The sequence below is a fragment of the Pseudomonas anguilliseptica genome, assembly GCF_021375795.1.
In the GTDB taxonomy this organism is placed as follows: Bacteria; Pseudomonadota; Gammaproteobacteria; order Pseudomonadales; family Pseudomonadaceae; genus Aquipseudomonas; species Aquipseudomonas anguilliseptica_A.
Genome location: NZ_JAEIOI010000001.1, coordinates 661,014 through 674,660 on the forward strand (window position 1 = coordinate 661,014; position 13,647 = coordinate 674,660).

Annotated in this window: 15 protein-coding genes; 11 read left to right on the forward strand and 4 right to left on the reverse strand. The window is 62.3% G+C overall.

What is annotated here, in order from left to right:
• Window position 1: 1 nt before the first annotated feature.
• The 6 genes from IOD17_RS02980 (at window position 2) to IOD17_RS03005 (ending at window position 5,620) form a co-directional block, all read left to right on the forward strand.
• Window positions 2–1,210 (forward strand): cytochrome c, encoded by a 1,209-nt coding sequence (locus tag IOD17_RS02980; protein ID WP_233683617.1) that lies wholly within the window; start codon window positions 2–4, stop codon window positions 1,208–1,210.
• 16 nt (window positions 1,211–1,226) lie between these two features.
• On the forward strand, window positions 1,227–2,198 hold the full coding sequence (locus IOD17_RS02985; protein WP_233683618.1) for an XdhC family protein: 972 nt from the start codon (window positions 1,227–1,229) through the stop codon (window positions 2,196–2,198).
• Window position 2,199: 1 nt separating this feature from the next.
• Window positions 2,200–2,772 carry a nucleotidyltransferase family protein gene (locus tag IOD17_RS02990; RefSeq protein ID WP_233683619.1) on the forward strand — a complete coding sequence of 191 codons (573 nt, stop codon included), beginning with the start codon at window positions 2,200–2,202 and terminating at the stop codon, window positions 2,770–2,772.
• Window positions 2,773–3,016: 244 nt separating this feature from the next.
• Window positions 3,017–4,456 (forward strand): cytochrome ubiquinol oxidase subunit I, encoded by a 1,440-nt coding sequence (locus IOD17_RS02995; RefSeq protein WP_233683620.1) that lies wholly within the window; start codon window positions 3,017–3,019, stop codon window positions 4,454–4,456.
• Window positions 4,457–4,458: 2 nt separating this feature from the next.
• A complete protein-coding gene (gene cydB, locus IOD17_RS03000) occupies window positions 4,459–5,466 on the forward strand; it encodes a cytochrome d ubiquinol oxidase subunit II (protein ID WP_233683621.1) in 1,008 nt (335 codons plus the stop codon).
• A 10-nt stretch (window positions 5,467–5,476) separates the two neighbouring features.
• Window positions 5,477–5,620: a DUF2474 domain-containing protein gene (locus tag IOD17_RS03005; RefSeq protein ID WP_160085596.1), complete on the forward strand. Its 144-nt coding sequence runs from the start codon at window positions 5,477–5,479 to the stop codon at window positions 5,618–5,620.
• A gap of 98 nt (window positions 5,621–5,718) precedes the next feature.
• Here IOD17_RS03005 and IOD17_RS03010 read toward each other — a convergent pair whose 3' ends face one another.
• Window positions 5,719–6,843, reverse strand: a complete 1,125-nt coding sequence (locus IOD17_RS03010) for a methyltransferase (RefSeq protein ID WP_233683622.1) — start codon at window positions 6,841–6,843, stop codon at window positions 5,719–5,721.
• Window positions 6,844–7,221: 378 nt separating this feature from the next.
• On the opposite strand from IOD17_RS03010, the gene IOD17_RS03015 reads away from it, so the two are divergent.
• Window positions 7,222–8,217: a DctP family TRAP transporter solute-binding subunit gene (locus tag IOD17_RS03015; RefSeq protein WP_233683623.1), complete on the forward strand. Its 996-nt coding sequence runs from the start codon at window positions 7,222–7,224 to the stop codon at window positions 8,215–8,217.
• 109 nt (window positions 8,218–8,326) lie between these two features.
• Window positions 8,327–9,100 carry a ferredoxin--NADP reductase gene (locus tag IOD17_RS03020; RefSeq protein WP_233683624.1) on the forward strand — a complete coding sequence of 258 codons (774 nt, stop codon included), beginning with the start codon at window positions 8,327–8,329 and terminating at the stop codon, window positions 9,098–9,100.
• A gap of 3 nt (window positions 9,101–9,103) precedes the next feature.
• Here the strand turns inward: IOD17_RS03020 and IOD17_RS03025 are convergent, their stop codons facing one another.
• The 3 genes from IOD17_RS03025 to IOD17_RS03035 form a co-directional block, all read right to left on the reverse strand.
• Entirely contained in the window at window positions 9,104–10,129 is a 1,026-nt protein-coding gene (locus tag IOD17_RS03025) for a CNNM domain-containing protein (protein WP_233683625.1), read from the reverse strand.
• Window positions 10,130–10,245: 116 nt separating this feature from the next.
• Window positions 10,246–10,659 (reverse strand): large-conductance mechanosensitive channel protein MscL, encoded by a 414-nt coding sequence (gene mscL / locus IOD17_RS03030; protein WP_233683626.1) that lies wholly within the window; start codon window positions 10,657–10,659, stop codon window positions 10,246–10,248.
• A gap of 67 nt (window positions 10,660–10,726) precedes the next feature.
• Window positions 10,727–11,473 (reverse strand): EAL domain-containing protein, encoded by a 747-nt coding sequence (locus tag IOD17_RS03035; RefSeq protein ID WP_233683627.1) that lies wholly within the window; start codon window positions 11,471–11,473, stop codon window positions 10,727–10,729.
• Between the two features lie 133 nt (window positions 11,474–11,606).
• Between IOD17_RS03035 and IOD17_RS03040 the strand changes: the two genes are divergently transcribed.
• The 3 genes from IOD17_RS03040 (at window position 11,607) to radA (ending at window position 13,645) form a co-directional block, all read left to right on the forward strand.
• On the forward strand, window positions 11,607–11,849 hold the full coding sequence (locus tag IOD17_RS03040) for a YdcH family protein (protein WP_233683628.1): 243 nt from the start codon (window positions 11,607–11,609) through the stop codon (window positions 11,847–11,849).
• 84 nt (window positions 11,850–11,933) lie between these two features.
• A complete protein-coding gene (locus tag IOD17_RS03045; protein ID WP_233683629.1) occupies window positions 11,934–12,218 on the forward strand; it encodes a YdcH family protein in 285 nt (94 codons plus the stop codon).
• 62 nt (window positions 12,219–12,280) lie between these two features.
• A complete protein-coding gene (gene radA / locus IOD17_RS03050) occupies window positions 12,281–13,645 on the forward strand; it encodes a DNA repair protein RadA (protein WP_233683630.1) in 1,365 nt (454 codons plus the stop codon).
• Window positions 13,646–13,647 lie beyond the last annotated feature (2 nt).

Sequence of the window (13,647 nt, forward strand, 5' to 3'; positions counted from 1 at the left end):
CATGAAGAACATTCTGATTGCTGCCGCCCTGTTGTTGCCGTTGGCCGCCCAGGCGGCGGATAAGCAACTGATTGAGCGCGGCAAGTACCTGGCGCGCGCCGCCGACTGTGTGGCCTGCCACAGCGTCGAAGGCGGTGCCGAATACGCCGGCGGCCTGCCGCTGGAGTCGCCGTTCGGCACCATCTACGGCACCAACATCACCCCGGACAAGCAGTACGGCATCGGCGAGTACAGCGCCGATGACTTCTACCGCGCGGTGGCCGAAGGCGAGCGGCGGGATGGCAGCAAACTCTATCCGGCGATGCCGTACACCTCCTATCACCTGCTCAAGCGCGAAGATTCAGACGCCATCTACGCCTACCTGATGAGCCTGGAACCGATCGCCAAACCCAGCCCGCAAACCAGCCTGAGCTTCCCGTTCAATGTGCGCTTCGGCCTGGGCTTCTGGAACATGCTCTACAAGAACCGCGTGCAACTGCTGCCGGCTGAAGGCAAAAGCGAGACCTGGCAGCGCGGTCAGTACCTGGTCGAGGCCCTGGGCCACTGCGGCGAGTGCCACACACCGCGCAATGCCCTTGGTGCGTTGCAACAGGATCAGCGTTTGCAGGGCGGCGTGCTGCTCGGTTACGAGGCACCCAGCCTGCTCGCCGAGGACCTGGCCGAGCGCGGCTGGAGCACCGACGACCTGGCGACCTTCCTCAAGCACGGCATCAGCGCCCAGGGTTCGATGTTCAACGAGATGTACCCGGTGCTGCACCACAGCACCCAGTACCTGCCGCTGGACGACCACAAGGCCATGGCCACCTACCTGCTTGGCGATCAACCGCCGGCGCCGCGCAAGGTCAGCGCGGTGGCCTTCGAACAGCTTGATGCCAGCGCGCAGCAGGGTCGTCAGCATTACCTCAACCTCTGCGCCGGGTGCCATGGCGTGGTAGGTGAGGGCGTGCCGCATGTGGCGGTGGCGATGGACGGCAACACCACCCTGCGCCTGAACGATGCGCGTAACCTGTTGCGGGTGATCGATGACGGCATCAAGGAGCAGCAGTTCACCGGTTTCGAGCGTATGCAACCGATGCCGGGCTTCAGCGACAAGCTGGATGACGGGCAGCTGCGCGACCTGCTGCATTACCTGCGGCAGACCTGGGGCGGCCAGGCAGCTGAGCTGAGCCCGCAGCAGGTCAGTCAGTTGCGCAGCGAGAAAGGCCATTGAGGCCGGGTGAAGCCTGATGCAGCACCTTGATCTGCTGGTCGTCCGCCAGGCGCTGCAGTGGTCCGCTGCAGGACGGCGCGTGTGGCTGTGTACGGTGCTGAGCACCTACGGCTCGGCGCCGCGCGCGCCGGGTTCGCTGCTGGCTGCCACGGCGCAGGGCGAATGGATCGGCTCGTTGTCCGGGGGTTGCGTCGAGGATGAGTTTCTCGAGCGCCTGGCCGCAGGTGCCTTTCCTGAACCTGTGCACCTGGTGCGCTATGGCGATGGCAGCGACCCGCACTCGCAGATCAGCCTGCCCTGCGGCGGTGTGCTGGACGTGCTGGTGGAAAACCTGCCGGCCGACTGCGCAGTGCAGGCGCATCTGCGTGAGCTGGAAAGCGCCTTGGCGGGCCAGCGCCGGCTGATCCGCGACGTGGCGCTGCCCAGCGGTGAGCGCCGCTTGCTGGCGGACAACACGCAGGGGCCAAGAGTTGAGCGTCAGTCGAATCGGCTGCGTGTGCGCGTCGGGGCGGCTCAGCGTTTGTTGTTGGCGGGCTACTCCTCAGTGGCACAGGTCTGCGCGCAGTTTGCTCAAGGTTTGGGCTTCGAGGTGGTGCTGTGCGATCCGCGCGAGGAGGTGCTGCAAGGCGTCGACTTGCCAGGGGTGGAGATCCGCCGTGAGCTGCCGTCCGAGGTTATCCGTCTGGGTGGCTGCCATGCCGACACCGCCGTGGTGGCGCTGACCCATGACCCGCGTATCGATGATCTGGCGATGATCGAAGCGGTGCGCACCGAGGCTTTTTATATCGGTGTGATGGGCTCGCGACTGACCAGCGCCAAACGCTTCGAGCGCCTGCGCCGCGTTGGCGGCCTGGATGATGCTGCGCTGGCGCGGATCATCGCGCCAATCGGGCTGAACCTGGGCAGCAAGACCCCGGCGGAAATCGCCCTGGCGGTACTCGCCGACATCCTGCGGGTGCGCAACGGCCTGGCGCGGGATGCGCTCTAGCATGCCGCGCGTTGTGGCCCTGTTGCTGGCGGCCGGGCGAGGTCGGCGCTTTGGCAGTGACAAGCGCCTGGCCCGTTTGCCGGACGGTCGCGGCCTGCTGGCGGCCAGTGCCGAGCGGGCCCTGCAGGTGTTCGCTGAAGTGCATGTGTTGCTGCGCGACGAGGACGATGTGCAGGCCTTGGGGTTACCGGATGCGTGCCGGATTATCCGTTGCCCTGACGCCGATCAGGGCATGGGCCACAGCCTGGCGGCTGGGGTGCGGGGCTTGGCCGGTTGCGAGGCCGACGCCATCGCCGTGCTGCTCGGCGATATGCCCTGGGTGGCCGCCGACAGCCTGTGGCAGCTGTGTCAGCAGGCCGCAGCCGAGCGCATCGTCTATCCGCTGTATGAGGGTCAACGCGGGCATCCGGTGTTGTTTGGTCGCGCCTTCTGGCCACAACTGCAAGCCTTACGCGGTGATGAAGGTGCGCGCGTGTTGCTGCAGTCGCAGGCGGCAGCGTGCCAGGGCGTCGCGCTGGCTGATCCGGGTGTGCTGCGCGATGTTGACCGGCCGCAGGCGCTGTTGACCGACTAGGCGGCCCGCCTTGGCGGTGTGGCAGCCCGTCGCGTGACAATCGACCACAGCCGAACTTGACGCGCCAGGCGCTACTCTCTGTACATCTCTTGACCCGCATCAATACTGATCGTGCGTGATTATGCAGGGCCGTTGGCCCTGTGCGATGGCTAGTCAACCCAGAACAATAATCCCCCGACTGATTGCTTGTGACTGGCATGCGCGCCCGTGGCCGTGCCCCGTATCACCTGACTGAGGAAACGCCATGTTTGGATTGGAGGCTCTCGACCTCGCTCGAATCCAGTTCGCTTTCACCATCTCCTTTCACATCATTTTTCCGGCCATCACCATCGGCCTGGCCAGTTACCTGGCGGTGCTTGAAGGGCTGTGGTTGAAGACGGGCGAGGAGGTGTACCGCGACCTGTACCACTTCTGGGCGAAGATCTTTGCGGTCAACTTCGGCATGGGCGTGGTCTCCGGCCTGGTCATGGCCTATCAGTTCGGCACCAACTGGAGCGCGTTTTCCGACTTTGCCGGGGCGGTCACCGGGCCGCTGCTGACCTATGAAGTGCTGACCGCGTTCTTCCTTGAGGCGGGTTTTCTTGGCGTCATGCTGTTCGGCTGGAACCGCGTCGGCCCGGGCCTGCACTTCTTCTCCACGGTGATGGTGGCGGTCGGCACGCTGATCTCGACCTTCTGGATTCTCGCCTCCAACAGCTGGATGCACACCCCGCAGGGCTTCGAGATCATCGACGGGCGGGTGATTCCGGTGGACTGGTTCGCCGTGGTGTTCAACCCCTCGTTCCCGTATCGCCTGCTGCATATGGCTACAGCGGCGTTCCTTGCCACGGCGTTCTTCGTTGGCGCGTCGGCGGCCTGGCACCTGCTGCGCGGTCGCGACAACCCGGCGATCCGCAAGATGCTCTCGATGGCCATGTGGATGGCGTTGATTGTTGCGCCGATCCAGGCGGTGATTGGCGACTTCCATGGCCTGAATACTCTCAAGTATCAGCCGGCGAAGATCGCCGCCATCGAAGGCCACTGGGAAAACCACGGCGATGAACCGACCCCGCTGATTCTGTTCGGCTGGCCGGATATGGAAGCCGAAGAAACCCGCTTCAAGATCGAGATTCCCGCGCTTGGCAGCCTGATCCTGACCCACAGCCTGGACAAGCAGGTGCCGGCGCTCAAAGAGTTCGCCAAGGAAGACCGGCCCAACTCGACCATCGTGTTCTGGACCTTCCGGATCATGGTCGGCATCGGCATGCTGATGATCCTTACCGGTCTCTGGGGGCTGTGGCTGCGTACGCGTGGCAGGTTGTTCGAGAGCCGGCCGTTCCTGCATCTGGCGGTGTGGATGGGCCCGTCGGGGGTTATTGCCATCCTTGCCGGCTGGTACACCACTGAGATCGGCCGTCAACCCTGGATCATCCAGGGGCTGATGCGCACCGCGGATGCCTCGTCCGGGCACAGTTTTGCGCACATGAGCCTGACCCTGATTCTGTTTGTGGTGGTGTATTTCGCCCTGTTCGGCGCCGGCATCAGCTACATGATGCGCCTGGTGCGCAAGGGCCCGATCACCGACGAAGGCAAGGAAACCGCCGAGGGCGGCCCAGGCCAGAAACGCACGCCGTCGCGTCCGCTGTCCGCACCCGAAGAGGGGCTGGAAGAGGGCGAAACCGACTCACTGGCTGAGAGGAATTGAATATGGGCATTGATCTCTCGCTGATCTGGGCCGTGATCATCGCCTTCGGCGTGATGATGTACGTGGTCATGGATGGCTTCGACCTGGGCATTGGCATCCTCTTCCCCTTCGTCAAAAGCGAAGGCGAGCGCGATGTCATGATGAACACCGTGGCGCCGGTCTGGGACGGTAACGAAACCTGGCTGGTGCTCGGCGGTGCGGCGCTGTTCGGCGCTTTCCCGCTGGCCTACGCGGTGGTGCTCAGCGCGCTGTACCTGCCGCTGATCTTTATGCTGCTGGGGCTGATCTTCCGTGGCGTGGCCTTCGAGTTCCGCTTCAAGGCCAAGGCTGCCAAACGCCACCTCTGGGACAAGGCATTTATCGGCGGCTCACTGACCGCGACCTTCTTCCAGGGCGTGGCGCTGGGGGCGTATATCGATGGCTTTGAGGTGGTCGACCGGGTCTATGCCGGTGGCGCCCTGGACTGGCTGACGCCGTTTTCGCTGTTCTGCGGCCTGGCGCTGATTGCCGCCTACGCCTTGCTCGGCTGCACCTGGCTGATCATGAAAACCGAAGGCCGCCTGCAACAGCAGATGCACGACCTTGCTCGGCCGCTGGTGTTCGTCCTGCTTGGCGTCACTGGCATCGTCAGCCTGTGGACGCCGCTGGCACATGCCGAGATCGCCGAGCGCTGGTTCAGCCTGCCGAATATCTTCTGGTTTATGCCGGTGCCGCTGCTGGTGCTGCTGTGCACCTGGGCGCTGCTGCGCGCAGTGGCACGCAACGCCAACTACTCACCGTTTCTGCTGACCCTGACGCTGATCTTCCTCGGCTACAGCGGCCTGGGCATCAGCCTGTGGCCGAATATCATCCCGCCGTCGATCAGCATCTGGGACGCCGCCGCACCGCCGCAGAGCCAGGGCTTTATCCTGGTCGGGGCGTTGTTCATCATCCCGTTCATCCTGATGTACACCGCCTGGAGCTATTACGTGTTCCGCGGCAAGGTTACTGAAGAAGATGGCTACCACTAAGGTGCGAGTGATGAGCGATATCGAAGAGAAAAAGCCGCTGTGGCAGCGGCTCGGCTGGCTGGTGCTGATCTGGGCTGGCAGCGTGCTGGCCCTGGGCGCGGTGTCCTATCTGCTGCGGCTGTTTATGCAGGCGGCAGGGATGGGCACGCCGTAAGCGCGATAGTGGTGATCGCTGTAGGAGGCGCTTTAGCGGCGAGCTTTTGCTGATGGCCTATCGCGGCTAAAGCCCCTCCCACCGGGCTTGCAGCGCGCTTATTTGATCGCTTTAAGCACCACAAACTTCGGCGTTGCCGCCACCTGTTCGACGCCACGGAACAGCCGTTTCAGTTTGGCGTGGTAGCCCAGGTGGCGGTTGCCGACGATCCACAGTTCGCCGCCGGTTACCAAGGCTGCGCGGGCCTGTTGGAACATACGCCAGGCGAGAAAGTCGCCAACCACCTGTTGCTGGTGGAACGGCGGATTGCACAGCACCAGGTCCAACGAGTCAGCCGTCTGCTCGGCCAGGCCGTCGCCGGCGCGAATCTCGACCGGGCGCTGCCCCAGCGCCGTGCGCCAGTTGTCCTCGGCCGATTGCACCGCCATATAGGACTCATCCACCAGCGTCAGCTCGGCCTGCGGGCTGCCCAGCGCATAGGCAATGCCGAGTACGCCGTTGCCGCAGCCGAGGTCAGCCACGCGCACGCGGCTGAGGTGTTTGGGCAGGTGCGGGAGGAAGGCGCGAGTGCCGATATCCAGGTCTTCACGGCAGAACACATTGGCGTGGTTAAGCAGCTCGATAGTCGGCTTATCCAGGCGATAACGCGTCGGATAGGGCGATACAGGCGCAGGCTTGGCTTCTGGGGAGGCAAACAGCAAGCGGGCTTTTTTCACCGCCAGCGAGGCCTGCACCGTGCCGATATATTTCTCCAGCAGATCACCGGCAGCACGCGGCAGGTGCTTGACCATCGCTGCGGCAATCACCTGCGCGTTTGGCTCGAGCTGGCCGTGCAGGCGAATCAGTTGCTCCTCCAGCAGCGCCAGGGTCTTGGGGACGCGAATCAGCACCACGTCAAACGGCCCCTGAGCGACTGCACTGGCCGGCACAAACGTCACAGCATCCACCGGTAGCTGATTGCGCTGCAGGTTGATCTGCAAACCCTGGTGGCCGAGGTGCGAGTCGCCGCTGCTGGTCACGTGCGTCTGGCCCGCCAGGCTGATGGCCAGAGCGCCGAAACTGTCATTCAGCACCAATACCCGCGCGCCGTCCGAGAGCCCGTATTCATGCAGATGGTTGAGCAGGTATTCGTCGGCGGCATCGAAGGCCTGCAGCGGCTCGTTGGGCTGGTCGGGTTGGCGAAGCAGGTCGAGCTGGGCAAACGGGGTGCTGAGCAGGGGCATGGATAACTCGGGTAGCAGGCCGCAAGGGCGCGATAGAAAGTGCAGTTGGTCGCTATTGTCGGTGCAAGGCGCAGAAAAGTCTCGAAACTGAGAGCTGGTTCAGCAAATCACGGTTGTGCCGCGCGCGGCTTTGCCGAAGAATGCCGCCCCCTTGCGGATCTGCTCAGTCGTGTCTGATACCCGTCAGTCAGCAAGGTCGGCATTCAAATAATAACCAGGCCCCGAGCATTACGCCCGGCTGCGATCTGGTAGCGCCTGATGATCAGTCGCGTACAGGTGTTCTGTCACGTGGTCTGCGTTCATAGCCCACATTCCCAAACTCTCAATGAGGCCTGCCCATGCAGGCTTCACGGCGTTCTATTTGCAAAAGGTATGTTCATGTTCAAGTCCCTGCTGTCCTTAACCTTCAGCGCATTGCTGGTCGCGGCAAGCCCGGCCCTGGCCGAAGGCACGGCGCCCATCGTGATCAAGTTCTCCCATGTGGTGGCCGAAGACACCCCTAAGGGTAAGGGCGCGCTGCTGTTCAAGAAGCTGGTGGAAGAGCGTCTGGCCGGGCAGGTGGCGGTTGAGGTTTACCCGAACTCGACGCTGTTCGGTGATGGTGAGGAGATCAACGCCCTGCGCGAGGGCAAGGTGCAGATGCTGGCCCCTTCGCTGTCCAAGTTCGAGGCTTACACCAAGCAGTTGCAGGTATTCGACCTGCCGTTTCTGTTCGATGACCTGGAGGCGGTCAAACGTTTCCAGAAGCGTGACAAGAGCCGCGAGTTGCTACACGCCATGTCCAACCAGGGCATCTACGGCCTGGCCTACTGGAACAACGGCATGAAGCAGCTGACCTCCAGTCGCGAGCTGCGCAAGCCCGAGGATGCCAAGGATCTGGCCTTCCGTATCCAGCCCTCGTCGGTGTTGCAGGCACAGTTTGGCCAGCTCGGCGCCAAGACCGTGAAGATGCCGTTCGCCGAGGCGTTCAAGGCGCTGCAGGCTGGCACCATCCAGGGCACCGAAGGCCCTTGGTCGAACATTGCCAGCCAGAAGGTCGACACGGTGCAGCCGTTTATCAGCGAGCTCAACCACGGCTCGCTGAGTTATATGCTGATCAGCAGCAAGGAGTTCTGGACCAGCATTCCCTACAAAACCCGCACCGAGCTGGAAGCGATCATCGATGAAGTGTCCTTCGCGGTGAACAAGGATGCCGAAACGCTGAACAACAATGATCGCGCGCGCATCATCGCCGCCGGCAATGCCAAAGTGGTCACCTTGACCGACGATGAACGTGCCGCCTGGCGCGCCGCATTGAGCCCGATGTGGAAGACCTACGAAGCGGAAATCGGTGCTGATGTGTTGCGTGCCGCGCAGGCCGTCAACCGCCGCTAAGACCGGGCTCTAAGGCGCAAGGCCAAGAACCCCCAGATTTTGCCGGTGTTTGTCCGCCCGGCGTTGCGCCACACTGGGCCTGTGCAATCTGCATAGGCCCGGTATTCGTATGACCAGTGACGACAAGTACACGCGGCAAACGCTTACTTCTATTCAGGTCTGGTCGCCCAGCCTGTTCAGCCTGCGCTGTACGCGTGATGCGGGCTTTCGCTTCAGGGCCGGGCAGTTTGCCCGTCTCGGCGTCGCCAAGGCCGATGGCTCGGTGGTCTGGCGTGCCTATTCGATGGCTTCGGCGCCGCATGATGAGTTTCTCGAATTCTTCTCTATCGTCGTGCCGGGCGGTGAGTTCACCTCCGAGCTGAGTCGGCTGCAGGTCGGCGACAGCCTGCTGGTCGAGAAGCAGGCGCTGGGCTTTCTTACCCTCGATCGTTTTACCGATGGCCGTGACCTCTGGCTGCTGGCCAGTGGCACCGGGCTCGCGCCGTTTTTGTCGATTCTGCAGGGCCTGGAGGTGTGGCAGCGCTTTGCCCGGGTGGTGCTGGTGTACAGCGCGCGCACGGCCCGCGAACTGGCGTATCAGCCGCTGATTCACGGGTTGATGCAGCAGGAGCATCTGCAGGAATACGCCGAGCGGTTTGTCTATCTGCCGCTGGTCACCCGTGAGCAGGTGCCCGGCTGTTTGCATGGGCGCATCACCACCTTGCTGGACAATGGCAAGTTGGAGCGGGCGGCGAGGCTGAGCCTGGAACCAGAGCATTCGCGGCTGATGATCTGCGGCAACCCGCAGATGATCGACGACACCCGCGCGCTGCTGAAACAGCGCGACCTGCAGCTCAGCCTGACCCGGCGGCCGGGGCAGGTGGCGGTGGAGAACTACTGGTAGCGCTTATTCCTCGCGGATGGCCTTGATCCGGTGTTCCCAGCGGCGCTTGGCGAAGCGGCGCATGTTCGGGATGTCGTCGGTTTCGTCGAGGATCGGCTTGCCGATGATGGTTTCCATGATGTCCTCCATGGTCACCAGGCCGCGCCAGCTGCCGAACTCGTCATACACCAGGCACATGTGCTGACGCTCATGCATCATCTGCGTCATCAGGTTTTCGACGTTCATGCTGTCGGAAACCACCTTGAGCGGTTTGAGGATGCTGGACACCGGCGCTTCATCTTCATCGGCGCCCAGGGCGTCATAACGGAACACCACGCCCAGTGGCGCTTCATCCTCACCGATAACCGGGTAGCGGGAAAATTGGCTCTCTTTCACGCGCGCTTTGAATGCGGCGAGGGTGTCATCAGGCGCGGCAAACTCGCAGACAATCCGTGGCGTCATGATGTCGCGCAGCTTGATTTCATGCAGGTCGAGGATGTTGCTGATGACCCGTTGTTCGTCTTCATCGAGCTTGCCCACCTCGCGGCCGAGCAGGGTCAAGGCTTTGATCTCCTGACGGATATCGTGCTCAGGCTCTTTGCCGCCAAACAGTCGCATGATCATGTCGGACATGAAGATAAACGGCTTGAGCAGCAGGATCATGCCGCCCAGCAGGCTCGGCAGGAAGGGCGCCAGGGTTGGCCAGTAACGCGCACCAATGGTCTTGGGCAGGATTTCCGAGAGGACCAGAATCAGCAGCGTCATCACAGCCGAGGCAATGCCCAGGTAGCCATCGCCAAATACGATGGTGACCTGCGCGCCCACGCCGGTGGCGCCAACCGTGTGAGCCACGGTGTTAAGCGTAAGAATGGCGGCCAGAGGCTGGTCGATCTTGTCTTTCAGTTCTTTCAAGCGCTCGTAGAGCTTGGGCTTGGCGGCCTTCTGCTGAGCGATATAGCTGGGCGTCAGGGACAGCAACGCTGCTTCAAGAATGGAACAGATAAAGGAGACGAGGATGGATAGAACTGCAAACGCAATCAGGAGGGGCATTGAGGGGGAAAAGTAGCCAAGGGACAGCCAATTTACACCAGCGTTCGGTAAGCGACTGAACTGTCCTGCAACAAATCATGTCGGGAGGGCGCTTGTGGCCCTCCGCACAGGGGAAGTCAGTCGCGGTTTTGCTGCGCCTTGAGCAGGTCGCGGATCTCGCTGAGCAGCTCCTGATCCTTGGTCGGCGGGGCCGGTGCTGCGGGCGCCGCTTCTTCTTCGCGCTTGAGTTTGTTGAGCACCTTGATGCCCATGAAGATGGCGAAAGCGACGATCAGGAAGTCGAGCACGGTCTGGATAAATTTGCCGTAGGCCAGCACCACAGCAGGCAAATCGCCTTCGGCAGCCTTCAGGGTGATGGCCAGGTCAGTGAAATCCACGCCGCCAATCAGCACGCCCAGCGGTGGCATGACCACGTCACCGACAAAGGACGAGACGATCTTGCCGAAGGCCGCGCCGATGATGATCCCGACGGCCATATCGACCACGTTGCCCTTGACGGCAAAGGCTTTGAATTCACTGATTATGCTCATGCTGCGTTCCCTGTTAGGTGAGGTTGGCCTGAGTGTAATCCAGCGCGCGTTGCTTGCCAGCTACTTCTCAGCCCGGCAGGTGCACTGCGGGCAGGGCTTCGAATGCTGGCTTGGCCAGCAGGTACCCCTGGAACAGCTCCACGCCCATGTCGCGCAATGCCTGCAGCTCACCCAGGCTTTCAATGCCTTCGGCGATCACCCGGATATTCAGCTTGCGGCACATCTGCAGAGCGGCTTCGACCAGAATCTGCCGCACGCTGTCCTGATCGATGTCACGGATCAGCTGCATGTCCAGCTTGATCAGATCCGGCTGAAAGTCGGCCAGCAGGTTGAGCCCGGCATAGCCTGCGCCGAAGTCATCGATGGCGGTCATAAAGCCCTGCTTGCGGTACGCGCGCAGGATGCCGGTGAGGTGATCGACATCCAGCACCTGCTCCTGTTCGGTGACTTCGAAGATGATCCGCTGCAGCGGAAAGTTGAAGCGCTTGGCCGCCTCCAGCGTGGCGCGGATGCAGGTCTCGGCCTTGTACACCGCGTTGGGCATAAAGTTGATCGAGACCATGGCTGGCACTTGCAGCTTGGCCGCCCATTCCAGGGCGGTAATCCGGCAGGCCTGGTCGAAGGAGTAGAGGTTGTCCTTGTTGAGCTTGCTTAGCAGGCTGCCAGCGGACTCGCCGGCACTGCCACGCACCAGAGCTTCATGGGCAAAGATGGCCCCGGTGCTGAGGTTGACGATGGGTTGAAATGCCATGCTGATGGGAAAATCCAGCGCCTGTCCGTCACGGCAGGCCACACATCCCGTTTTGGTATTCATAGCCCTGTCTCTGGTGTTTGCAGTCGAATGCCACGATAGCAGAAGTGGCAACGTGCTCATCAACTCCAGGCGAGGCAGCAGAGCCGGCGTGCGTGGGCTAGTCTCAAGCGAGAACCGCCATGAGGATGTCACTATGCCATTGGAACATCACCCGCTCAGCCGCGAGTTTCCTGAATTCCAGACGCAGTTGCGTAGCCTGCTGGCCAGCGACGGGCACTTTGCCCGGCTGGTTGAGGAATACGATGAACTCGACAAGCGCATCTACGAAGTGGAAAGCGGGCGTGTTGCCATGGATGAAATCCTCCTGCTGGGTCTGAAAATGCAGCGCGTCAGCCTCAAGGACGAGCTGGCTGACGCTCTGCGCAAGGCACCATAGCGTTGCTGGCTTGATCCGGGTCAAGTGCCGGACCCGGCGCAGGGGATAGTCTGCAGGCAGTGACTATCCCCAAGGAGTGCCAGCATGCACGTTGAACACCATCCGCTGATCAAGGACTTCCCCGAACTGCGCAGCGCGCTGCATGACCTGCGCATCAGCGACGCCGATTTCGCCCGCCTGGCCGACACTTACGAAACCTTGGACAAGCGTATTTGCCGCATCGAAGCCGGCAATGAAGTGCTGGCTGATGACGCCCTGTTGTCGCTCAAGCAGGAGCGCGTCGGCCTCAAGGATGACCTCGCGCGCCGACTAAAGCGTGCTGCCGGGCAGTGCTGTGGCTGCGGTAATGGCTGCAAGGGACAGCGGTAAAGGGCTGTAAATATATCCAGCTATTTCGTATGATCCGGGCTCAGTTTGCAGAGGAGTCCGGCATGGCCAAGGCCAAGCGCATGTATGGCTGCACCGAATGCGGTGCGACCTTTCCCAAATGGGCCGGCCAGTGCGGCGAATGCGGCGCCTGGAATACCCTGGTAGAAACCCTGCTTGAAGCCAATGCAGCCACCCCCAGTGGCCGCGCGGGTTGGGCGGGCGAACAAGCGCAGCTCAAGACCTTGGCCGAAGTCAGCGTCGAGGAAGTGCCGCGCTTTTCCACGGCCTCTGGCGAGCTGGATCGCGTGCTCGGTGGCGGTCTGGTGGACGGCTCGGTGGTGCTGATCGGCGGCGACCCCGGTATCGGCAAGTCGACCATTCTCCTGCAGACCCTGTGCAACATTGCCACGCGCTTTCCCGCGTTGTACGTCACCGGTGAGGAATCGCAGCAGCAGGTAGCCATGCGCGCCCGCCGCCTGGGTTTGCCGGAAGACAAGCTCAAGGTGATGACCGAAACCTGCATCGAAAGCATCATCGCCACCGCGCGCCTGGAAAAGCCCAAGGTAATGGTGATCGACTCGATCCAGACCATCTTTACCGAGCAGCTGCAGTCCGCTCCCGGCGGTGTGGCCCAGGTGCGCGAAAGTGCGGCGCTACTGGTGCGCTTTGCCAAACAGAGCGGCACGGCGATCTTCCTGGTCGGCCATGTGACCAAAGAGGGCGCGCTGGCCGGGCCGCGGGTGCTTGAGCATATGGTCGACACCGTGCTGTATTTCGAGGGCGAGTCCGATGGTCGCCTGCGCCTGCTGCGCGCGGTGAAGAATCGTTTTGGCGCGATCAATGAACTGGGCGTGTTCGGCATGACCGACAAGGGCCTTAAAGAAGTCACCAACCCCTCGGCAATCTTTCTCACCCGCGCCCAGGAAGAAGTCCCCGGCAGTATCGTCATGGCCACCTGGGAAGGCACTCGGCCAATGCTGGTGGAGGTGCAGGCATTGGTCGACACCAGCCATATGGCCAACCCGCGTCGCGTCACCCTGGGCCTGGATCAGAACCGTCTGGCCATGCTGCTGGCTGTGCTGCACCGGCATGGTGGTATCCCGACCTACGATCAGGACGTGTTCCTCAACGTAGTCGGTGGGGTCAAGGTGCTGGAAACCGCCTCGGACCTGGCGCTGATGGCGGCAGTGATTTCCAGCCTGCGCAACAAGCCGCTGCCGCATGACCTGCTGGTGTTCGGTGAGGTGGGGCTGTCCGGCGAGATCCGCCCGGTGCCGAGCGGTCAGGAGCGCTTGAAGGAGGCTGCCAAGCATGGCTTCAAACGCGCCATCGTGCCCAAGGGCAATGCGCCGAAAGATCCGCCCGCGGGCTTGCAGGTGATTGCCGTAACGCGCCTGGAGCAAGCGCTGGATGCGTTGTTCGAATAGCC